This window comes from Spirochaeta lutea (assembly GCF_000758165.1).
Taxonomy (GTDB): domain Bacteria; phylum Spirochaetota; class Spirochaetia; order DSM-27196; family Salinispiraceae; genus Spirochaeta_D; species Spirochaeta_D lutea.
The window spans coordinates 99,781-119,929 of record NZ_JNUP01000023.1; the positions used below are offsets into that span (position 1 = coordinate 99,781).

At 49.4% G+C, this 20,149-nt stretch carries 22 protein-coding genes and 1 tRNA gene; 11 read left to right on the forward strand and 12 right to left on the reverse strand.

Translation table 11 applies throughout. The features are described from left to right. Nucleotides 1-78: 78 nt before the first annotated feature. The 7 genes from DC28_RS02595 to metX all read right to left on the reverse strand — a co-directional run bounded on the left by DC28_RS02595 (nucleotide 79) and on the right by metX (nucleotide 4,038). Nucleotides 79-387, reverse strand: a complete 309-nt coding sequence (locus DC28_RS02595) for a cell division protein ZapA (RefSeq protein WP_037545448.1) — start codon at nucleotides 385-387, stop codon at nucleotides 79-81. 63 nt (nucleotides 388-450) lie between these two features. Then, nucleotides 451-936 carry a cell division protein ZapB gene (locus DC28_RS15115; protein ID WP_052078360.1) on the reverse strand — a complete coding sequence of 162 codons (486 nt, stop codon included), beginning with the start codon at nucleotides 934-936 and terminating at the stop codon, nucleotides 451-453. Between the two features lie 2 nt (nucleotides 937-938). After that, a complete protein-coding gene (gene rplT / locus DC28_RS02605) occupies nucleotides 939-1,292 on the reverse strand; it encodes a 50S ribosomal protein L20 (RefSeq protein WP_037545451.1) in 354 nt (117 codons plus the stop codon). A 116-nt stretch (nucleotides 1,293-1,408) separates the two neighbouring features. Further along, nucleotides 1,409-1,606 carry a 50S ribosomal protein L35 gene (gene rpmI / locus DC28_RS02610; protein ID WP_037545454.1) on the reverse strand — a complete coding sequence of 66 codons (198 nt, stop codon included), beginning with the start codon at nucleotides 1,604-1,606 and terminating at the stop codon, nucleotides 1,409-1,411. A 92-nt stretch (nucleotides 1,607-1,698) separates the two neighbouring features. Beyond that, nucleotides 1,699-2,220, reverse strand: coding sequence for a translation initiation factor IF-3 (infC, locus tag DC28_RS02615; protein WP_037545458.1), 522 nt, complete (start codon nucleotides 2,218-2,220; stop codon nucleotides 1,699-1,701). Between the two features lie 77 nt (nucleotides 2,221-2,297). Continuing rightward, nucleotides 2,298-2,897 (reverse strand): methionine biosynthesis protein MetW, encoded by a 600-nt coding sequence (gene metW / locus DC28_RS02620; RefSeq protein ID WP_238565753.1) that lies wholly within the window; start codon nucleotides 2,895-2,897, stop codon nucleotides 2,298-2,300. After that, nucleotides 2,890-4,038 carry a homoserine O-acetyltransferase MetX gene (gene metX, locus DC28_RS02625; RefSeq protein WP_052078361.1) on the reverse strand — a complete coding sequence of 383 codons (1,149 nt, stop codon included), beginning with the start codon at nucleotides 4,036-4,038 and terminating at the stop codon, nucleotides 2,890-2,892. The genes metW and metX overlap by 8 nt, the downstream gene beginning before the upstream one ends. 313 nt (nucleotides 4,039-4,351) lie before the next feature. Here metX and DC28_RS02630 point away from each other — a divergent pair, with 313 nt between their 5' ends. The 5 genes from DC28_RS02630 (at nucleotide 4,352) to DC28_RS02650 (ending at nucleotide 8,828) form a co-directional block, all read left to right on the forward strand. Then, nucleotides 4,352-4,843, forward strand: coding sequence for a hypothetical protein (locus tag DC28_RS02630; RefSeq protein WP_156104544.1), 492 nt, complete (start codon nucleotides 4,352-4,354; stop codon nucleotides 4,841-4,843). A gap of 162 nt (nucleotides 4,844-5,005) precedes the next feature. Continuing rightward, nucleotides 5,006-5,839, forward strand: coding sequence for a hypothetical protein (locus tag DC28_RS02635; protein WP_156104545.1), 834 nt, complete (start codon nucleotides 5,006-5,008; stop codon nucleotides 5,837-5,839). A gap of 109 nt (nucleotides 5,840-5,948) precedes the next feature. Next, nucleotides 5,949-6,731 carry a flagellar filament outer layer protein FlaA gene (locus DC28_RS02640; protein WP_037545470.1) on the forward strand — a complete coding sequence of 261 codons (783 nt, stop codon included), beginning with the start codon at nucleotides 5,949-5,951 and terminating at the stop codon, nucleotides 6,729-6,731. Beyond that, complete coding sequence (locus tag DC28_RS02645) at nucleotides 6,731-7,435, forward strand: flagellar filament outer layer protein FlaA (protein ID WP_037545473.1); 705 nt, start codon at nucleotides 6,731-6,733, stop codon at nucleotides 7,433-7,435. Before DC28_RS02640 ends, DC28_RS02645 begins: the two co-directional genes overlap by 1 nt. A gap of 208 nt (nucleotides 7,436-7,643) precedes the next feature. Further along, nucleotides 7,644-8,828 (forward strand): ATP-binding protein, encoded by a 1,185-nt coding sequence (locus DC28_RS02650; RefSeq protein WP_037545475.1) that lies wholly within the window; start codon nucleotides 7,644-7,646, stop codon nucleotides 8,826-8,828. Here the strand turns inward: DC28_RS02650 and DC28_RS02655 are convergent. Further along, on the reverse strand, nucleotides 8,770-9,588 hold the full coding sequence (locus DC28_RS02655) for a TatD family hydrolase (RefSeq protein ID WP_052078362.1): 819 nt from the start codon (nucleotides 9,586-9,588) through the stop codon (nucleotides 8,770-8,772). The genes DC28_RS02650 and DC28_RS02655 overlap by 59 nt on opposite strands. 55 nt (nucleotides 9,589-9,643) lie before the next feature. Between DC28_RS02655 and DC28_RS02660 the strand changes: the two genes are divergently transcribed. After that, nucleotides 9,644-9,729: transfer RNA gene (locus tag DC28_RS02660), tRNA-Leu, on the forward strand. 38 nt (nucleotides 9,730-9,767) lie between these two features. On the opposite strand, the gene DC28_RS02665 is transcribed toward DC28_RS02660, so the two are convergent. Continuing rightward, nucleotides 9,768-11,801 carry an ATP-dependent helicase gene (locus DC28_RS02665; protein ID WP_408020226.1) on the reverse strand — a complete coding sequence of 678 codons (2,034 nt, stop codon included), beginning with the start codon at nucleotides 11,799-11,801 and terminating at the stop codon, nucleotides 9,768-9,770. Continuing rightward, the gene (locus DC28_RS02670; RefSeq protein WP_052078363.1) at nucleotides 11,797-12,723 is read right to left on the reverse strand and encodes an RsmB/NOP family class I SAM-dependent RNA methyltransferase; all 927 of its coding nucleotides are present in this window, start codon (nucleotides 12,721-12,723) and stop codon (nucleotides 11,797-11,799) included. The genes DC28_RS02665 and DC28_RS02670 overlap by 5 nt, the downstream gene beginning before the upstream one ends. 86 nt (nucleotides 12,724-12,809) lie before the next feature. On the opposite strand from DC28_RS02670, the gene DC28_RS02675 reads away from it, so the two are divergent. Then, nucleotides 12,810-14,579, forward strand: coding sequence for a phospho-sugar mutase (locus tag DC28_RS02675; protein ID WP_156104546.1), 1,770 nt, complete (start codon nucleotides 12,810-12,812; stop codon nucleotides 14,577-14,579). A gap of 91 nt (nucleotides 14,580-14,670) precedes the next feature. On the opposite strand, the gene DC28_RS15120 is transcribed toward DC28_RS02675, so the two are convergent. Beyond that, a complete protein-coding gene (locus DC28_RS15120; protein WP_238565754.1) occupies nucleotides 14,671-14,991 on the reverse strand; it encodes a hypothetical protein in 321 nt (106 codons plus the stop codon). A gap of 76 nt (nucleotides 14,992-15,067) precedes the next feature. On the opposite strand from DC28_RS15120, the gene DC28_RS02685 reads away from it, so the two are divergent. Further along, nucleotides 15,068-15,634 carry a 3'-5' exonuclease gene (locus tag DC28_RS02685; protein WP_037545481.1) on the forward strand — a complete coding sequence of 189 codons (567 nt, stop codon included), beginning with the start codon at nucleotides 15,068-15,070 and terminating at the stop codon, nucleotides 15,632-15,634. A 70-nt stretch (nucleotides 15,635-15,704) separates the two neighbouring features. Here DC28_RS02685 and DC28_RS02690 read toward each other — a convergent pair whose 3' ends face one another. Continuing rightward, on the reverse strand, nucleotides 15,705-17,777 hold the full coding sequence (locus tag DC28_RS02690) for a hypothetical protein (protein WP_037545484.1): 2,073 nt from the start codon (nucleotides 17,775-17,777) through the stop codon (nucleotides 15,705-15,707). A gap of 100 nt (nucleotides 17,778-17,877) precedes the next feature. Here DC28_RS02690 and DC28_RS15125 point away from each other — a divergent pair, with 100 nt between their 5' ends. The 3 genes from DC28_RS15125 to DC28_RS02705 all read left to right on the forward strand — a co-directional run bounded on the left by DC28_RS15125 (nucleotide 17,878) and on the right by DC28_RS02705 (nucleotide 20,132). After that, entirely contained in the window at nucleotides 17,878-18,543 is a 666-nt protein-coding gene (locus DC28_RS15125; protein ID WP_156104547.1) for a hypothetical protein, read from the forward strand. Nucleotides 18,544-18,585: 42 nt separating this feature from the next. Then, a complete protein-coding gene (locus DC28_RS02700; protein WP_037545488.1) occupies nucleotides 18,586-19,293 on the forward strand; it encodes a HEAT repeat domain-containing protein in 708 nt (235 codons plus the stop codon). Nucleotides 19,294-19,466: 173 nt separating this feature from the next. Beyond that, entirely contained in the window at nucleotides 19,467-20,132 is a 666-nt protein-coding gene (locus tag DC28_RS02705) for a hypothetical protein (protein ID WP_037545491.1), read from the forward strand. Nucleotides 20,133-20,149: the final 17 nt, after the last annotated feature.

Sequence of the window (20,149 nt, forward strand, 5' to 3'; positions counted from 1 at the left end):
GGGCAACAAAGTCAATTCAAGGGCAGATTTACCACATCATTTTCTGTTTCTGTGAGGTGTGGTATGCCTGCCGGATTGTTAGGAGAGACACTCGTCGATCGTTCGTATAAGCCGTTTGGTGATCTCATCGACCTCGCGTTCATACTCCTGGCTGCTGAGGGACGATTGTGCCTGTTGTTTGAGCATTTCTTGGGAGTTCTTTAGTTTATGCAGCTCATCGGCTAAAAGCAGGCTCGCGAGGATGCTGATCTTGAGAGGATCCGTGGTTTTTACCCCTGTGGTAACCTCAGAGATCTTTGCCTCTAGATAGGAGAGGATCTCCCGGAGGTAGGCGGGATCCTCATCGGATTGGATTGTAAAGCTGGTACCCAGTAGGTTAATGGTCATAGGCTTCTTGCACGGGGCCGGATAAAATAGCCGGACACAGGGTATCCGGCTTTCTGGCTAACATTAAAACAAATCCAGTTCTTGGTCATCGTCATCCGGCTCTTGGGCAGGTTCCTCATGGTAGGCATCCCCGGCTTCCTCAGGAGAACCCAGGGTATCTTGGGTTTCCTCGGGTTGGAGGGTTGCTCCGGCATTCGAATCCCCTTGCTCTTCTACTTCAGCCTCCTGCTGGTCAGTCTGGTGCTGTACTGGAGGAGGGGTTGGTGTTTCCGCAGTGTTGCGGGTTTTCTCCTCAGGGGCGGCGGGTTCCGAGGTAGAATGGCCAGCGCTGAGTTCATTGAGTTGATTAAGGGCAGAAATTATGCCCTGCTCAATTTCGCTCTGCTCCTCCTTGAATTCTTCAATGAGAAATTCCAGCTCATCGATACGCTCCTCGTATTTGGACAACCGAGTTCTGAGGGTCTTGTTTTCTTCTTGGAGGTTGGCCAGCAGGCTTACAGCCTGCTGTACCTTGGTTTCAAGTAACCGAATTTGCTCAACGCTAATCATAATTAGAGGGCCTTTTTTGCAGTGTCTACGAGAGCTTTAAATGCATCCCGGTCTTCAATAGCGAGGTTTGAGAGTGATTTTCGGTTCACCTCTACCCCTGCCTTATGCAGTCCTGCAATGAATCTGCTGTAGTTGATGCCTTCCTCCCGCACTGCTGCGGAGATACGGGCAATCCATAGCTGACGAAAATCCCGTTTTTTGGCCTTTCGGTCGCGATATGCGTAGGTAAGGCTCTTGGCTACAGCATCCTTGGCGGTACGGAAGTTGGTACTCCGTCGGCCCCAGTATCCCTTGGCAAGACCGAGAATCTTCTTCCGTCGGTCCTTTCGGCGTGTGCCGTCAACTGCTCTTGGCATTTTATCTCCTTAAAAAAGATGGGTATTTGTACCCGTGATTGCCGGTTCTTCGGTAGCCATTAACCTCGAACCTGGCTTTCCCCTTTGGGATTTGATCGACCTTCTTCCCCGGAAACTTATCCGTAGGGAAGAAGCTTTTTTACCCGTTCCGTCTCCGCATCACTGAGGATGCCGGTTTTACGGAGGTTCCGCTTACGTTTCGTACTCTTTTTGGTCAGAATATGGCGAAGTCCTTGCTTCTTATATTTGACCTTACCGGTACCGGTAAAAGAGTACCGTTTTGCTGCGGCTCTCCGGGTTTTCATCTTAGGCATGATGTACCTCTTTCTATTTTTGGATTCGATGGTTTCTAATTGAGTGTATACCAGATTATCACTGGATTACTGCCCAATTATTGACACCGTACTTATTTCTTAGATTTCGGACTCAGCAGCATATACATAAACCGGCCTTCCATGGTAGGGGCTCGGTCAACTGAATGGGTTTCCTCTCCGAGGTTTTCCAGTACCTTCAGTAACACGTCACGTCCGATTTCGGTGTGTGCTAACTCGCGTCCGCGGAAGCGAATAGTTACCTTGACCTTGTTTCCTTCTTCAAGAAATTCCAAGATATGCTTTGTTTTGAAAGCCAAATCATGACTTTCAATTTTTGGCTGCATACGAATTTCTTTGAGTTTCACCTGTTTCTGCTTCTTCTTCGACTCTCGGTTTTTCTTTTCGGTCTCGAACTTATACTTTCCGTAGTCAATTAACTTGCAGACCGGCGGATTTGCATTGGGTGAAACCTCTACGAGGTCCAGACCTTTTTCCTTCGCTTGAGCCAAGGCCTGATTGGTCGGGACAACCCCCAATTGCTCTCCTGCCTCGTCAATGAGCCGTACTTCCCGCACTCGAATTAATTCGTTTATTCGTAAATCTTTCGCAGCCAATCTTCCTCCTTCTTGGATCTACCACATTGTATTCTTGTTGTTGTGATGTATATACCCGCCAACTATACCAAAAGTATTCAAGACTTGTCTACATTATCCTCCAGGAGCATACAGATCTGAGTTGCAAAGAGGTCTTTTCCTAAGGAGATTTTCCTATTTCCGGCAATGGCGATTTCATCTACGATTCGCAATCCTAATTCTGTGGCAAGCCGGATAAAATCACTTCGGGTACAAAAATGGATATTTGGGGTATCATACCATTGATATGGAATGTTCTTATTAACCGGCATCTTACCTAGGAGGGCAAGCTGAAGCCGGTTCTGAATATGGCCGAAATTCGGGAAATTTACAATAATCTGTTTTCCGACCCGGGTCATTTCCTTCAGTAAGAATACCGGATTGTGAATCATTTGAAGGGTTTGATTGAGGATAACATAATCATAGGTCTTCGAAGGGTAGTCCTTTAACCCCTCCTCGAGATTGCCTTGGAACACCGAGAGCCCCCGGGAAATGCAGGTAATTATCATAGCCTCTTCGATGTCTACCCCGCGGCCTTGGACCTGTTTCGTGGAAATCAACAGCTCCAACAGTTCGCCGTCTCCGCAACCGAGGTCCAGAACCTTTGTGCCGGGTTGTATAAATCGAGCTATTTCATTGTAACTGAATCGTTCAGACATGCGCATCACCTCCCTGGGATTCTCCGGCTATGGAGCGACGGGACGCCAAATATGAAGAAATGAGAACTTCCTGACGCTGGGTTTCTAATAAGAAGGAGTCGTGTCCGTAGGGACTGGCTAGTTCTGAATAACTAACATCCCTTCCCACCTTCATCATGGAATACACCAGCTCCTTGGATTGGTAGGATGGGAACAACCAATCCGTGGTATACGAGATAACGAGGTAAGAGCATGAAGCACGCTCAAAGGCCTTATCGAGTCCTCCGTATGTTGCGCCAAGGTCATAGTAATCCATGGCCTTTGATAGGTAGATATAGGAATTGGCATCAAAGCGATCAACAAATTTATCTCCCTGGTGATTCAAATAGCTTTCTACCTCAAATTGGTCATTGAAATCGAAACCGAAATGCTCCCGCTCTTGGAGGCGTCTGCCGAATTTGGCATGCATGGATTCATCGGAAAGGTAGGTAATGTGGCCCACCATTCTGGCTATTGAGAGACCTCTGTGGGGATTGCTGTGTTCGTAGTAATCCCCCTGGCGCCACTCCGGGTCGCTCATAATGGCATTGCGTCCCACCGCATTAAACGCGATACCCTGGGCTGATAGTTGTCCAGTTGAGGCAATTATGATCGCCCTCCGTACAATGTCGGGGTAGGCTACACTCCATTCCAGAGCCTGCATCCCTCCCATGCTTCCTCCAGCAACAGCATACAGGGTGCTAATACCCAAATGGTCAAGAAGCAATTTTTGTACAGCAACCATATCCCGGATGGTGATGACCGGAAATGAAAGTCCGTAGGGTTTTTCGGTCTGGGGATTGATGGAACCCGGTCCGGTGGTTCCCATACAGCCCCCTAGGGTATTGGAGCAGATGATAAAAAACCGATTTGTATCGAAGGCCTTTCCGGGGCCGATCATGGTATCCCACCATCCTGGATTTTTATCTTCAGGGTGGTAACGGCCCGCGGCGTGGGCATCTCCCGAGAAGGCATGGAGTATGAGAATCGCATTCGTCTTGTCTGAGTTCAGGGTTCCATAGGTCTCGTACCGAACAGAGACAGGACCGAACCCTTGACCGTTTTCCAATTTCAATCCGTCTTTCTGAGGAATGAGGAGCGTATCTGAGTAGTGTACAATCATAGTAGGGAAATCCTAGGATGGGCCGGGGGCTGTGTCAATAACCGATATTGCAAAATCACCGTCCTTGTGGTAGCGTTTTTTTACTATGACACTCTTTGCCTTTCTTGCTATCCCCCTTTGGTACGCATTTCTCTTTATCCGATACCAATTTTCCTTGTTCCCGAACAGGTATGTGCGGGGACCGATTTTTTTTGGGGCCCTATGGTTCGGCCTGTGGCTACTACTCCGGATCGTATTTCCCGGACTTTTTACTCCGACCCTTTATAATACGGCTGTTTACAGTCAGGCTGGGATTGTTCATACCCTCGTTCCTATGGTGGTTATGCTGGGTTGGACCCTTATCCGGTTTCGGAATGATTTAAAGTACCGGCGGAGCAGGGGGTTGTTTCCCTTTTTGGCTGGCATGTATGCGAGTTTTTTCTTCCTGAATAGTTTTTTAGATTTGCTGGTGTTTCCCTATCCAGGCGTGATGAGTAGGGACTTCTTTTTACCAATCTACCGTATGACAATGATTTTCTTGGTACCCCTCACGGTAAAAAAATGGTTTTCATGGCAACCGGTACATCGGATGCTTCTCTTGGTTTGCACCGGGGCCGCCATGTTTATTGGCCCCGTGCCGGTTCTTCTGGAATTTCTTCGGCTGGAAGGGGCTGGAGTGATATCGGTATTTTTCCTAATCGGGGTTGCTCTGTTTGGGGTTGAGATTCCGCGGATTCTGCCGAACCTTGTGGCTCCTATACAGAAGTTTCTCAGATTAGGTATGGGTGTTCTCAGGCACCGGTGGGCCGTATTGGTCCGTAGGTAGCTCATGAGAAGACGGCAATCCTCCGATTCAGTCCAACACAACGGGGATACAGCAATAGAATCGTACGAGGGTGGTATGGACTCAGCCCAGACGCCAGCGCCAATCGGCACATCGAAGAACCGGTTCAGAAGCTATGGACCACAGGGTTGCCGGGTGCTTTTCGTGGCGTTGTTAGTGTTCTCTTCTCTTTGGTTTCTGGGGTGCTCACCTGCTTCGGTACTTCTCGTGGACCAGGGGGCGAAGCTGTACCTTGAGCAGGTTGGTACCTCGACTCCACCCGGATCCCCGGAGATCAGCCTGGAACTGCTATCCCCTGAAGGGGGGGTGATGATTATTCCCGGCGAGGGGGAGGGGGCTCCCAGAGCTATGATCTACCGTGTTATAGAGCGGTATCCCGAGCTGCTTAGAGAACCTAATGTCCCCGGCGGGGTGGTTGATTTGACCTTTTCTGAGACAGCGGAAAAACAGTCTCTGGATCAAGTAATGATTCGGCAAGGGAAGGTGGTTCTCAGACCCGGGCTGCTTCCGGCTTTGGAGCAGCTATATGCGTATATTATCGATTCCGGATTAGGAGATAAAAAGGGGTTGGTACTATCGGCTGTGAAGTCTGGGGAGGTTGAGAACCTTCAGGAGGTTATCCGTAAGGGGTTTCTCGATGCCGGATTGACTGTTACTATACAGCAGCAGGTGCGAGGAGACGAGGGGATAGAGGATATCGTGGATCGAATAGATTTTACCCAAGGAGACTGGGCCTACATCGTCGCTCTGACCGATACGGGGTTTGAAGCCCTGTTTTCTGCGATTACCGATCAGGAGATAGCGCTTTTTCTCACCCATGGTGCGGTTATGGCTCAGTATGATACAAGGATTCAGGGTGCTATAGGTCCGGATGTTCAAGGAATGCTAGCCTATATCGCTGAGCACTTCAACGGGGGTAGTCTCCCGGAGGTCCAAGGCCCTGTCTATATTCCTGCAGTATTTTCTGCTCGGGAATGAAATGAAGCTACCGATATACTAGGGTATTCCATTTGACAAAGGGATACCACGGAAATATAATTCTGAGTACATTGCGGCTCAGACGACTATGCATAAAAAGGAGTGAAGGATGAAACGAGGCTTACTGCTCACGTTTTTCCTGGTAACAAGTGTGCTGCTCATAGTGCCCGCTGGCTTTAGTGATAGGCAGACTGAGAATCTTCAGTCGCGGATCATTGAACGCTTTGATAATCCCGATGGTACTGATTTATATGACTATCGTCAAAATCATCGTTGGATTGTACGGGGAAGCAAGTTTGTTACGGAAGGGTTTCCAAAGTTTGCCTGGGTTCAGGCTTGGCCAGAAGCGCTATATAGAGAGATACCGGAGGGTAGAGATGTTCGATCTCTCGGTGTGCAGGCTTCGTTTGATCGACTTGGATACAACTATCTTGAGTTTCTTCCGGTGGAGGATGAGGCTGATCAGGACGGAAATCCTATTCCCAAAGGAATACCGATCCCGGGTAGGGTGAAGAACCTTGACCTCTGGGCGTGGGGATCTAACTATAACTATTATTTGGATGTCCATTTACGGGACTATCGTGGGATTATTCATGTGCTCCGATTAGGACATATCAATTACAAAGGTTGGCAGAATCTTCGGGTAAATATTCCAAGCTTCATCCCTCAGGATGTGGTGTACGTACCTCAGAGGAAGGGATTGGAATTGGTCAAGATTGTCCTTTGGACCGAACCAGAAGAGAAGGTTGATGGTTTCTATTTCTATTTGGATGAGATTAAGGTTTTCACTGACCTGTTTGAATCACCCTTTGACGGAGAAGGTTTGGCCAATCCGCGAAGAGTGGAGGAATTGTGGGGCTCGGCTGAATCAAATCAGGGAGGGCAGCAGTAATGAAACGTAAATTGAATGCAATCTGGCTACTGTTACTTCTTGTCCCTGGATTGATCGGCGCACAAGAGTCCACACCCGAGGCTGCGAATATCGGCGTTGATACGGCACAGCAGCGGTTGAAAGAGGTATCCATATCTAAGTTTGAAGATCCCGGGTTTTGGGCGGTTACCATGCCCTTAGACCACGGTATCGCAAGCCATCGACGGTTCGAGGGTGGCCCCAGTGATAAGGATCCTCTTCCGGAGGAAGAAGCCGCGGGGATAACTGAGGAAGATCAGTATGTTCTAGGGGTGAAGGTTGAATATCTGCGAAGAGGATCAACCTCAATCTCGGTAATGCCCAGCAGGCCTCTCGCTGTACCTGGTATCGCTAAGACTATTCAGGTTTGGGTGGTTGGTCGGAATTTCAATCACCGGTTAAAGGTTGTGATCGAGGATTTCTTTGGGAACCGTGCCACCCTGGACATGGGGAAGCTTAATTTCTCCGGTTGGAAGCAGCTCACAGTGGCGGTTCCTCCCAGCGTTCAGCAACGAAGCCCCTACTACAATGGGGTCGGCGGAATCAAGATACTCGGATTTGTTGTAGAACCAGCATTAACCGAAACCTATGGTACCTATTACGTTTATTTTGATGACCTTCGGGTGACCACTGACTTGTTTGCTGAAGAAAATCGTGATCCAGATGACATGGTTGATAATTGGTAGGCTTATACAGCTGGTAATCTGATAGCACAAAGACCCGGTCCACCTGGCCGGGTCTTTTTTTAACGCAAAAGGCTGTAAACCACAGCAGATTATGCGGAACAAGCTATAAGTCCGCCCATGGGTGGTGTCGCCGCTGTTCAATGTTACAACCGTTTGCGCACTATGCTTTTTTTTAACCAATCAAGCCGTCCTATGGTATACTCGGGGCATGGAAGACTTTATTGGATTTCTTCGTCAGGTGTATTTTTTCAGGGAACTCAGCGATGACGACGTACAGGCTGTTGCCGACCTTAGTCATGAGCAGGATCTGGCCCAAGGCACAGTTGTGTTCCGTGAGGGAGATGAGGCGGACCGTTTCTACATTCTTATGGATGGAACCATCGAGGTTTGGAAAAAAAGCGTCACCGGTCAGGATGTGCTCCTCGCCACTGAAGGCAAAGGCCACATCTTCGGTGAAATGGCCCTAGTGGATGACCTACCCAGATCTGCAACAATTAAGGCGTTGTCCGATATCCGGGTGCTGTATATCAGCAGGGAGGACTTCACTAGGATTATGCACGACCGACAGGGGGTCTTGATCTCGGTTCTGCGATCTCTTTCTGGCATGATTCGGAAGAGCAATGAAAGTTTTATTGAAGATCTTAGCCGTCGGAATATTGAGCTTGAGCGGGCAAACCGGCAGCTTACCGCTGCTCAAAATGAGTTGATACGAGCAGAGCGTTTTTCGAACCTAGGGAAGTTCTCCTCGCTTATCATCCATGACCTTCGGAATCCTATTTCGGTTATCCGAGGGTATGCGGAGCTCCTAGGCTTTGTCTGTGATGAACCCGAGCGCGTACAGGAGTATTCCACCAAGATTGTCCAGGAATCTGATCGGCTCAATTCGTTTGCAAATGAGCTTCTTGATTATTCCCGGGGTCAGATCCGTCTCCGTCTCGGTCCGGTGTCTGTACCGCGGTTATTTCAACAAATAAAGGCACGGGTCTCAACACAACTAGGAAAGTCTGGAATACGCGGACGATTTTTAACCTCTCAGGGGTTGTCATTGGTAGCCGACGAGGAGCGACTGATCAGGGTCCTGGTAAATTTGGTTGATAATGCGAGAAAGGCCTCAGAAACCGGAGGAGAGATACTGGTAACCGGCAAGTCTATGGCAAAAAATCGAATTCAGATTGTGGTAGAAGACCGGGGTCGGGGTATGCCCCCTGAAATTCGGGAGAAGATTTTTGAACCGTTCTTCTCATCCAGCGAGCGGGGTGGAACCGGCCTCGGAATGGTGAGCGTTAAAAACATTGTAGAGGCCCACCAGGGATCTATTGAGGTTGACTCTGAACTCACCCGGGGGACTCGGGTGATCTTGGATCTGCCCATGCGCCAGGAAAAAGCGTCCTGAAGTTTTTAGCTATCTGAGATTCCAGATCCGGTTTGCTCATGGTTCGTATTTCTGCGGCAACCTCGTAGGTGAAGGCAACCTGTCCAGGATGGTTGGCCTTGCCCCGTTTGGGTTCAGGCGCTAAGTATGGCGCATCCGTTTCGAGGAGAAGACGATCTGGGGGAACCAGGGCACAGGCCTCCCGAAGGGAGTTGTTTTTTTTGAAGGTTAGATTTCCTGCAAACGAAATATACATCCCCTGGTCCAGGAACATATCTATCCATTCCGGTCCCGAGGAGTAGCAGTGCATTATTCCTCCCCTGGCGGGACCGTGTTGTTTTAGGATCTCAGCTAGTACTTTGTCCGCATTTCGATTATGTATTACTACGGGAAGATCAAACCGCTGGGCTAATTCCAGTTGTTGAACTAATAACTCTGTCTGAAGTTCGGGGGTCGCGTAGTGCCAATGGAAATCAAGACCGATCTCTCCTATGGCTATAAGCCGGGGATTGATAGCGGTTTCAGATAGCAGGAGGGATTCCAGAGCTTCCAGGGTTTTCTCAAGATCCTGCTCCTCGGCAACAGAGGGATACAAACCCAGGGAGAAAAACACAAAGGGATATTTTGATAGTTCCTTAAGTCGAGTACCCCAGTCATGGATATGGGTTGCAATGTCTACGGCGGCGGCCAAACCCTGGGAGTGAGCCTCCTCTAGGAGGGCTCCCACAGGCATACCCTTTCGTTTCATCTCTTGGCTATGAAAATGGCTGTCTATAATCATCTGAACCTTCCTTCTTGACCTGTGTTGGTGTCTTGTGTACTATGGGCAGGCGATTGCCGAAGTGGTGGAATTGGTAGACACAGGGGACTTAAAATCCCCCGGCCTTAACGGGCTGTACGGGTTCAAGTCCCGTCTTCGGCACATTCTATCTGCCCACAATATAGTCCCTGCAATGGGCTCTACTCCGCTGTCTGGGCCGGAGGGCCGAAGCGTTTCTGCATCATGCTAAAAACCGAATCTGCATCCTCCTCGGTAAACTCGGGGAGGGCTTGGGGTTCTTTAATTTCGATGAGTTGACTTGGAATTTCTTGAACAAAGGGCGAAATCTGACAAGATATACTCTCTCGCATAACCCGTCGCTGCTGACAAGCTGTCATAAACAGTTTTTGTTTGGCCCTGGTAATAGCCACATAAAACAAACGCCGCTCCTCCTCCATATTGGCATCAAAATCTCCCTCTTCATTCTCTGTGAGACTGCGTTGATGTGGGATGATATTATCTTCGACCCCTACAAGAAACACGATTTCATGCTCAAGGCCCTTGGCGGAATGGATGGTCATAAGATTGACCTTGCCCTGATCATCATCCTCGTCATCTCTGTTGCTTAGGGTGATTCTATTGAGATAAGAAAAAATACTTGGATTAAGATTGTCCGGGTCCTTCTCGTAGTCCTCGATGGAATTGGTAAAGATTTCTATATTCCGCATCCGCCATTTCGCTACCTTGTCATTTTTTTGAAACTCCTGGACCAGATGGGACCAATAATCAATCTCTTGAATCAGCTGGCGAGTACTGTCTGCTAGGCGTTTGCCCGACAAGAGTTTTGGCCGATACTCATCAATAAGAGAAAGAAAGTCTTGGATATCCGATCGGGTCTTAGTGCCCAGGGGGTTCTGAGCATCCTCTAGAAGGGCAATCATCGCGCCGTAAAGGGAGCTCCCTAGTTCTATCGCATGGGTGGTGATAACCTCCAGGGTTTTTTTGCCGATGCCCCGGCGTGGGGTATTGAGAATACGGAGTAGGCTAATATCATCATCGGGATTGGTGATGGTCCGCAGGTAACAGATTATGTCCTTGATCTCTTGGCGTTGAAAGAAACTCGTGCCGCCGCTCATCTTATACGGTATGTTTGCCGCGAGGAAGCTCTCTTCCAGGCTCCGTGAAAGGGCGTTGGTGCGAATGAGTACCCCGACATCGTGGTATTTTATCCCCTCCTTAACCGCGAGGGTTTTTATCATATCGCATATAAACTCCGCCTCTGCTTTTTCATCCACCGGCTGATACAGTTCTATGGGTTTACCACCCTGTGTTCCGGACCATAGCTGTTTAATCTTTCGGTTCTTATTATTCGCGATGACGGAGTTGGCAGCATCAAGGATGGTTCCTGTGGACCGGTAGTTCTGTTCGAGTTTGATTTCCCGTAACTCAGAAAAATCCTTTTCAAAATTGAGGATGTTTTCAAAATTTGCCCCGCGCCATGAGTAAATGCTCTGGTCATCGTCCCCTACCACGCAGATATTGCGGGATCCATCAGCAATGAGTTTCATGAATCGGTATTGCAGTAGTGAGGTATCTTGAAACTCGTCCACCATGATGTAGCGGTACTGTGAGCGGTATTCCTCCAAGACATCGGGATGTTCTTCAAAGAGCTGGATCGGCAACGCAATCAGATCATCAAAATCAAGGGCGTTATACAACCGGAGGTGGCTCAAATACTCTTTGTAGAGGGGCCGGAAGCTGTCATCTACCTCCCGCCAAGTGACCCGTCTGGTTTTTATTCGCGAAAAGAGAGAGAGAATTTTTGAATAATCCATTTTTTCTTCGGGTATCTTGAGTTCCCGTGCCGTTTCTTTGATGAGGCTGATTTGATCCCCGGTATCGTAGATGGAAAAGTTCTCCCGATACCCGAGACGGGTAATGTGCTTTTTTAAGATTTGTACTCCAAAGGCATGGAAGGTGGAGACGGTGAGTTGGCGGAGTTTTTTTCCGGTAAGTTCCTTCACTCGCTCCTCCATCTCGCGGGCTGCCTTGTTCGTGAAGGTAAGGGCAAGAATGTTGCTCTGATTGATCCCTTCGGAGAGCATATAGGCAATACGGTAGGTGATTACCCGGGTTTTACCGGATCCTGCACCGGCAATGATGAGGACCGGGCCTTCGATGGTAGTAACAGCAGTGAACTGTTCGGGGTTTAGCGCCCGACGTAGGTGATCAATCATGGAGAGACTCCTCCTTGGTAAGTCCGGATAGAAAAATGGGGCCCAACCCGCTGCTACGGTCGGGGAGGATGTGGTATCCAGTTTGGGTGGGTTCCATCCATGGGGGAAGCTGTGTTTCATCCAAGGATAAGAGCCGGGAAGCGGGCCGTTTTTTAAGTAGTTTCTGTACAACAGCGTCATTCTCCAAGGGAGACAGTGCACAGGTTGAGTATACTAGGATTCCTCCGGGCATGAGAGCGTCAAATCCCCCCAGCACCATCGCACCCCCTTGGATCGACAACTGTTTGGTTCGGTTCGGCGACCAGTTCTGGAGATGCTTAGGGTTTTCTACAAGATGGCGCTCACTTGAACAGGGAACATCCACTAATACCCGATGGTAGCGGTTTTGTTCGTAGAGACCCCATTTGGTTGCATCATGGCCCGTAACGGAAATGTATTGATTCAGGGCTGGGGTTGTATGGTTTGCAAGATTATTGTGTAGCCGCGCCCGTCGGGAGGCCGACCGTTCGTTGGCAACTAATCGACCTGGATTCAGCAATGCGGTTTGGGATCCTGGAGATATCCCCGAGGGGGAGGTGAAGGGAGAGAGTGCTTGGAGCACTGAGGTCAGTTCTTCAAAATCCGGATGGGTAAAGAAGTCTGGGAACAGTCTCCTCAGAATCACCAGGGTTTTACCTCCCGGGGCTGCGCATAGGTCCAGTACCTGGTGGCCCGGTTCGATATTGAGCAGGAGGGGCGGAAGGGCCGAGGCTAAATCGAGGTAATAGGGTGAACAATCAGGTGAGAGAGCCCGCAATGCACAGTACTGATGCTCAGATTCTAGGGCGGAAAGCAGACCGGGCCAGCGGTCCTGGAAGATTGTGGTGTAGTACTGCTTGAACCCCTCAATGCCGCGCAGTGTTTTGGATTGTTTTGCCATAGGAGGGCAAATCATACCTATTGCTTTGATTGACTTCAAGGCCCAGCTTGCCTATGATGGGGGTGATAATAAATCAGGAGGCCGGTATGGATCGGGCGGAGCTTGTACACAAAGCACAGGAATATGTTTCACTAGAACAGCATGAGGATTTCAGAACCGAGGTAGAAAAACTGCTAGCTCAGGAGCAGTTTGAAGAATTGCACGAGCGGTTTTATGCTGAGCTGAGTTTTGGAACCGGTGGAATTCGTGGGATCATGGGCGGCGGATATAACCGGATGAATCCCCTCATGATCCAGCGGGCCACCGAGGGGCTCGCCCGATATGTGGTAGAGCATGGCACCGAGGATAAGGCGGGGAGAAAGTCAGTAGCCATCGCATACGACTCGAGGAATAACTCCCCACTTTTTGCCAAAACTGCAGCAAGCGTATTAGCGGCCCATGGGATTCATGTATACCTCTTCAGCGCTCTTCGGCCTACTCCGGAGCTCTCCTTTGCAGTACGGTATCTCGGTGCTACGAGCGGAATCGTATGTACGGCTAGTCATAACCCTAAGCAATACAATGGATTCAAGGTGTACTGGGCTGATGGAGCCCAGATTGTTGAACCCCATGATGCCGGTATAATCGAGAATGTCCGGTCGGTCCGGGGGGACATCAAGTCCATGGACTACGAGGCTGCTCTGAGCCAAGGATTAATCGAGCTTGTGGATGAGCAGCTGGATGCTGCGTACCTTGATATGGTGGATGGTCAGATTATTCGTCCCGAGTTGCTTCGGAATAAGGGCAAGGATCTTTCGGTGGTTTTTACCCCCCTTCACGGAACCGGTGCCTATTTGGTGGAGCGGGCTCTTAAACGCTACGGAGTACCGGTTATTACGGTTCCGGAACAGCGCGAACCGAACGGAGATTTTCCTACCGTTCAGTATCCCAATCCCGAAGAAGCCTCAGCGCTAAAAATGGCCATTGATCTGGCAAAAAAGGAGTCCGCTGATCTAGTTATCGGTACCGATCCGGACGCTGATAGGGTTGGGTTGGCTGTTCGAAACGGTGGTGAGTACACCCTTCTGTCGGGGAACCAACACGGGGTGCTCCTGGCGGATTACATTTTCTCGGGTCGCAAGGCTGAAGGCAGCTTGCCTGGGGATTCCGCCTTTGTGAACACCATTGTTACTACCGATTTGCAGCGGAAGGTTGCCAAAAAGTACGGGGCGAAGGTATTCGAAACCCTCACTGGTTTTAAGTGGATTGCATCGAAGATCCGGGAATTCGAACAAACCAAAGGCCCAAGGTATGTGTTCGGTTGTGAAGAATCCTATGGATTTATGATCGGTGACCAGGTCCGGGATAAGGACTCTGTTTCTGCCACAATTTTGACCATAGAAATGACCTTGTATCACAAAACTCAAGGAAAAAATCTATTGGAACGACTTGAGGAGATCTATCAGGAGTTTGGGTATTATCAAGAGACCCTGGTCGCACGATACTTTGAGGGATCCAACGGCACCACGATTATGAGCCGGCTGATGGACAATTTGCGGTCTGAGCCTGCAACAGAGATTGCCGGAATAGAGGTTACGGCTATGCGGGATATCCTAGACGGGAGTACCCTGGATGTTAAGTCCGGCAAGAAAACCGCGGATATTGATTTGCCTTCCAGTAACGTTCTTCAGTGGATCTTGGCTGATGGTTCGATAATCTCTGCCCGCCCGTCGGGGACGGAACCGAAGATAAAGTTCTATGCCTCGGTTGCTGAAGCCCCCGGGATCCCACTAGCGGAAGCGAAACTCCGGGTTGGCGCGAAAATCCAGGGGATAGAAGGATTTATTAACGATCAGATTGCCAAGGTTTCACACTAGGGGGTGTACCTCTCAGAAGTCGGAGCCCGGGTATGAAGCCCGGGCTTTTCTATTGGGGACGGAGTAATCGGTTAGGGAACCGATATCGTCATTACTCGTAGTTTTCTGGGGATCTGGTCCGGGGTGAATGAACCCATCGATTACGTTTTGCTTTTTTCGCCTGGGTGAGGAACTCCCGGATTTTCGCCTCATCGGTTCTGCCTGAATGTAAATCTGCCTCTAATTGTTCCAGGAGTCGGTCTTCCATATTGAAAAGTCTGTCTCCCAGGGTTCCCGACCAAATCATTTCAATGAGCCGGCGAGGGGTTTGATGCAAGGATAAGATTTCTTCGGCAAGACGAACCGATAGATGCCATCGGATGTCATCTATTTCGAGGTCGTATTCTTCTAGGAGGGCTTCCATGGTGTTCATGGGAAGAAGGTAGCGGATTACCCGGGGACTGTCAAAGTGCTTTACAGCATCGGCCGTACATGGTAGGTATTTCATCATGAATTTACAGCAGTCAGTTTTAGATACCACCTTTGTTGCCTTCGATTTTGAAACCACCGGGCTTTACTCCACCTCGGATCGGATTGTGGAGGTCGGGGCGGTGAAATTTCAGGGTGCTACCGTCTTGGGGGAGTTCGGGCATCTGATTGATCCGGGACGGGCGATTCCCGAGGATGCCTCGAAGATCAGCGGGATTACTGATGAGATGGTGAGGGGTAAGCCGAGTATTCAGACCGTGCTCCCCGCCTTTCTTGAGTTTATTCAGGGCTCGGTTTTGGTGGCTCATAATGCCGGTTTTGATCTAGGCTTCTTGCGGGCGGCCCTTCAGATCTGTGATGTACCCGATATCGAGAACCTGGTAATCGATACTCAACAGCTGGCGAAAAAGGCCTTTCCGGGACAGAAGAGCTACAGCCTGCAAAACTTGGCGACCGTTCTAAAATTCCCGCCGAACACCGCCCACAGAGCCGTGGATGATTCGGTGATGTGTATGCGGCTGTTTAATGCCTGTGCGGACCAACTCAGTTTTATGGGTGAGATCAGTCTCGCTGAGGTCCTAGCCTAGGCCTTGGGGCATCACGATTATGATGAAGGTTCTACCCGATACCTTGTTCAACCCCACCAGCCGACTGACCTCAGCGGCTGAGGAGTTTAATGACGTACAATTCGATGTAGTCTCGCAGTGAGTCTCGATCCCGGATGCGGTCGAAGGTCGGATTGCCGGCTAATCGGGCAGCCATCTCCTTTATATCGGCTCCCGTGGGAGGAGCCTTCCGGTAACTGATCTTTAGGCCACGCAGGAAGTCCCGACACATACTGTTCACATCCTCTACCAGGTTTTTCTTGGCGCCGGGATCGATGAGGGGATTCCATCGTTCGATGAGGGTTTTCATGCTCTGGTCCAAATTTTTTCCGGGTATCAGGAAGTCCTGTTCGAGTTGTTTAATACTGTCCTTGAAGGCCTGCTGTTGGTGTTTAACAGTTTTGGCAGGGGATTGGGGATCAGAGTCCCTTCCACGCTGGGAAGAGGGCTCTGAGCCGATACGCTTTCTGGTTTTTACGGGGGATCGGGAGTCAGAGACCTTAAGATCACCCTTGGAAATACTCTGTTGACCCTCATGATCGAAGGAATTTCCGATAGTGTTTTTAAGGTACTCCTTACCCAGGAACAGGCGCCGAAAGAAGGATACGATCTGCTTAACCACCGGAACTACCATCCAGAAGGGCAGCAGCATGTGCACGTCGTGGAGCAGTTTTTTATGATCGATTCCCAGGAGCTCATTATAGGGCTTGAGGTTCTGTTCTTTGATATTAATCAGGGAGAGCAGGTAGTGCCTGATGTCAGCGCTGGTGGTGGGTTCTTGACTGATAAGGTACACATGTTGGTACGTAAGGACGCTGTAAAGCAGGGGGAATCGCTCCTTCAACCGCTCTTCTAGGTGATTGTAAAGGGCCTGCTCTTCTTTAATCGTTTCAAGTTCCATATCGGCTAACATGGCACTTTGCCACGAGTAGAGGTAAAAATCCCTGAACCCTTTCTGCGCCTTGGGGAGTTGTTGCATGATGATGGTCGGGACAGACTCGTAGGCTACATAGTATTCCTTACCTGAGGGCAGCTTGGTTCTCATAAGATTAGGAAGCTGCTTTCCGTCCCTGCTTTTTAGTTGGGAGGCAATGAAGGCATTGATTTCTTCTTTGGAACATCGTCCAACCAGGGGAAGCCCTTTTTCGTCAGTCAGAGCATGAATCTCTGATATTGTGAAGGCGTAGGGTGGCTTCCGTAGTGCTAAGGAGATCTGTTTCAGGGCGGTTTGGGTGTCCTTCTTTTTTTGTTCTATGCCTTTGCAATACACGCTGTAATAGCCGATTAGGTAGGCTGCTTGGCAGTAGTTCTGCTCTTCCACCAACTTGTCTTGTTTTTGAGCAAATTCCTTAATGATGTTCGTGGATAGGTGGGTCCAGAACTGAAAGCTAAAATCCGTAGCTTGAAGGACTGTCTTGGCAGACTGGTCGGGGCTTGTGAGAATCTGCTGGAGGAAATCTTTTACGGCAATCTCTCGACCATGGAAAATGGGGGTGATTTTTTGTTTGATGTACGCCAGATTTTTTTGACTTATGAGGTAGTGCCGTATTTTTTGAACACAGGCAACCACCATTTGACTGGCAATGAGGTTCTTACTTGCGATGATGCTCGGAAGTCCGTCAGGGAATAAGAGTCGAACCAACGGTCTGCCCTTGCTGTTCTGGTCATTGTCACGGACCTCGCCGTTTTCTTCGGATAAGGAGGAGGCTCGGGCTTCTTCTACCAGGGCAATGAAATCTGTCTTTATATTTACTGCCTGGATAAGTTCCTCGGGTATGCTGAGAGAAATGCGGTCTTCGGTGAGGAAGGGTGTTTCAGGTTGTTGGAGCACCTGAGTGTACTGGCGTTCCAGATATGTCCGAAAAAACCCCGGCATAACAATGAGCAGGGGTTGATTATTCGGTCGTTCAAGCTGGATTACTCCATTCTTGTCGAGCTTGCGCAGCACCCCGGAAAGCACGCGGTGGGTGTCGTTTCTCAGGGTGTTGAGTTCGGGTTTATCTAAATCATTCTGGGTGAGGTGTCGTTCTAAAAAGGAGAGAAATTGACTGTAGCTAACCGAACCGGTTTCGTTTCGGTGCATGTATGCGGTGAGTAGACGAATAACCTCTTGTTCCAGCGCCATGGGCCGTCCTTTTCCTAATAGGCTTGTATCATTTATAGCATGAGTTGATTTGAAATAAAATGGTTTGACAGGTAAATCTATTTGCAAGTAATGTTGTAGTATGAAAAGTACCAAGGGATTCCGGCAATACCAGTGTCTATTCTTAGTTATGTATGTAATTGCCGTAATTCCGGGGTGTGTGAGTCCAGCGGAAGAGCAGATCTCCTCCGAACCTGAATTGCCGTCCGAGGAAGTAGTCCATGAGGAGCCTCAGGTTCCTGAGACCCCCGTACAGCCTGATTCCCAGGAGCCGGCCGATGAGCCTGAACCTGAGGTGCCTGAGGTACCAGAAGAGCCCCCCGCTGAACCTGAGGTCCAGGAACCCCTCGAAGCTGCCGGTGAATTCGTTCCTACCGAGGAGGTGTACCGGGAAACCTTCCAGGATATTGATGATTATATTTCGGAGCTTAATAGTATTATTCGTAACAAGGATTATGAACAGTGGGTCCAGTTTCTAACAACGAAATATAAAGAAAGTCTGAGTGATCCCGCTTTTTTGGCTGATATCTCTGAACGGCCGGTTCTTAAAAACCGTAATGTACAGGTTGATTCGTTACGGGATTATTTTACCCATGTCGTGGTTCCGAGTAGAGCGAATATTCGACTAGATGATTTGGTGTTTTTAAGCGATCAAGAAATTGAAGCGATTATGGTTATCGGGGAAACAAGAATTACCGTGTATCGGTTGGTTAAGACCCAAGAGGGCTGGAAAATTGGTGCATTTTAACCTACACTTTGTCCTACGGTTTGATTTGGTAAGGAGTTTTACATGAGGCACAACAAAGCTGTTTGGCTTATCGCATTATTACTAGGTTCCATCGGGGTCTTGTTTGCCCAGCAGGGAGATGAAAGTGCTGGAAGATTGTCCATTGAGGAACTGTACCTGAGTCAGGATGTGGAAATTCAAATAATGCGATCTCAAGCCCTAGCTGATGATCGGGAATCAAAACTATTAGCGTTGCAGACTATCCGCAGTATTGTAGAATCCGGACAGCAGGCTGCGGATCCTGAGGCTGTGGTAGCGGTGTTAGAATCCCTTGGCGGTGAGGGCGTGTACCGGATAACCCGTCAGGGCGGCGCGGTGGTCAATAATTTTCCTGAGGTGCGGCGTCAGGCTGCAAATCTCTTAGGAGAGGTCGGAGGCGAGAGCTCCAAAACAGTACTCCTGAAAATGCTCACCAATGATAATGAGCCAATGGTTTTGGCCGAGGCGGTTTTTTCTCTGGGACGAATCGGCATCAATAATCCGGAGGTACTTGATACTATGATTGCTGCCCTGCGGAGAAATACCCTGAAGGTAACCCCGGATAACAATTTTGCCTTTGCCACCCTGTTGGCTTTGGATCGGTTACGGGCTGCTGGTGAGGGAATATCCAAACCCAATGTTCTCCAGGGGCTGATTGAGGTTGTATCGGGTAATTACATTGATGTCGTTAAGTTGAAGGCGGTGGATTTAATCTCCAGTCTCCGAGAATAGGAGTTGAATAAACCCTAGGTAAGGATTTTACAAAGGCCCGCGATCTGGGTCCCGTTGCCGGGGCTGCTGCGCGGGTTTTTTAGCATTGGTTCATACCGTGTCTGGAGTTACAGTCCCTACCCAGATTAGGGTATACTTGTTCGCTCACTAACAAGAGAAGGGGAAGTAGCGGTATGAGAAGATCCTGCATTCATGCATTGGCGTATATTGTTCTTTGTTCTGGCGCGGTATTCGGGGGGATCCCTCAGGAATTAAACAGGGTTACGGTGGCGAATGAAACGGGAATGGCTATCCGGCACCTGTACTCATCCCCAGCAGACAGCGATCTCTGGGGGCCTGACCTGATTACCGGATTGGATACCCTGGATTACGGTGAAATGCGAAGCTTTTTTGTCCATTATTCCAGTGCTTGTGCCCGGTTCTCTTTTTTAGCTGAGGATATCAGCGGGGGCATGTATCTCGTTGAAGATGTCCAGATTTGTAACGGTGATGAGTCTCTGGTGATGGTATCTCAAGCGGATGGGGTGGATGATCGGGGAGCCCTATGGGCAGGCGCTTCGGTGGTACGAGTGGTGCTAACGAATTCTGTCATCAGAGAGCTGTGGTACCTGTTCTTCTCTCCTCGGGAGAGTAAGATGTGGGGTGTAGATATATTGGATGATATAAGTACCCTTCCGGTGGGGGCGAGTCGGGTGTATTACCTCCTGGTACCCGAGGCTGGAGGTGAGTACGACATTCTTGGCTTCGATGAGGTGGATAGGGCTGTGGTTAAGCGCGTTGAAATCACCCCAGACCAAGAAACAGTCTATTTAGAACTATCTGAGGATGATATTCATTAACATTTCCGGACGGTACG

Excerpts from the sequence above, each read along its gene's own strand:
- DC28_RS02685 (WP_037545481.1), top strand. The coding sequence starts at position 15,068 with ATGAATTTACAGCAGTCAGTTTTAGATACCACCTTTGTTGCCTTCGAT.
- DC28_RS15115 (WP_052078360.1), bottom strand. The coding sequence starts at position 936 with ATGATTAGCGTTGAGCAAATTCGGTTACTTGAAACCAAGGTACAGCAG.
- DC28_RS15125 (WP_156104547.1), top strand. The coding sequence starts at position 17,878 with ATGAAAAGTACCAAGGGATTCCGGCAATACCAGTGTCTATTCTTAGTT.
- DC28_RS02655 (WP_052078362.1), bottom strand. The coding sequence starts at position 9,588 with ATGATTATAGACAGCCATTTTCATAGCCAAGAGATGAAACGAAAGGGT.
- DC28_RS02650 (WP_037545475.1), top strand. The coding sequence starts at position 7,644 with ATGGAAGACTTTATTGGATTTCTTCGTCAGGTGTATTTTTTCAGGGAA.
- rpmI (WP_037545454.1), bottom strand. The coding sequence starts at position 1,606 with ATGCCTAAGATGAAAACCCGGAGAGCCGCAGCAAAACGGTACTCTTTT.
- DC28_RS02675 (WP_156104546.1), top strand. The coding sequence starts at position 12,810 with ATGGATCGGGCGGAGCTTGTACACAAAGCACAGGAATATGTTTCACTA.
- DC28_RS02705 (WP_037545491.1), top strand. The coding sequence starts at position 19,467 with ATGAGAAGATCCTGCATTCATGCATTGGCGTATATTGTTCTTTGTTCT.
- DC28_RS02700 (WP_037545488.1), top strand. The coding sequence starts at position 18,586 with ATGAGGCACAACAAAGCTGTTTGGCTTATCGCATTATTACTAGGTTCC.
- metX (WP_052078361.1), bottom strand. The coding sequence starts at position 4,038 with ATGATTGTACACTACTCAGATACGCTCCTCATTCCTCAGAAAGACGGA.
- DC28_RS02640 (WP_037545470.1), top strand. The coding sequence starts at position 5,949 with ATGAAACGAGGCTTACTGCTCACGTTTTTCCTGGTAACAAGTGTGCTG.
- DC28_RS15120 (WP_238565754.1), bottom strand. The coding sequence starts at position 14,991 with ATGAACACCATGGAAGCCCTCCTAGAAGAATACGACCTCGAAATAGAT.
- DC28_RS02595 (WP_037545448.1), bottom strand. The coding sequence starts at position 387 with ATGACCATTAACCTACTGGGTACCAGCTTTACAATCCAATCCGATGAG.
- DC28_RS02645 (WP_037545473.1), top strand. The coding sequence starts at position 6,731 with ATGAAACGTAAATTGAATGCAATCTGGCTACTGTTACTTCTTGTCCCT.
- DC28_RS02630 (WP_156104544.1), top strand. The coding sequence starts at position 4,352 with ATGGTGGTTATGCTGGGTTGGACCCTTATCCGGTTTCGGAATGATTTA.
- rplT (WP_037545451.1), bottom strand. The coding sequence starts at position 1,292 with ATGCCAAGAGCAGTTGACGGCACACGCCGAAAGGACCGACGGAAGAAG.
- metW (WP_238565753.1), bottom strand. The coding sequence starts at position 2,897 with ATGTCTGAACGATTCAGTTACAATGAAATAGCTCGATTTATACAACCC.
- DC28_RS02670 (WP_052078363.1), bottom strand. The coding sequence starts at position 12,723 with ATGGCAAAACAATCCAAAACACTGCGCGGCATTGAGGGGTTCAAGCAG.
- DC28_RS02690 (WP_037545484.1), bottom strand. The coding sequence starts at position 17,777 with ATGGCGCTGGAACAAGAGGTTATTCGTCTACTCACCGCATACATGCAC.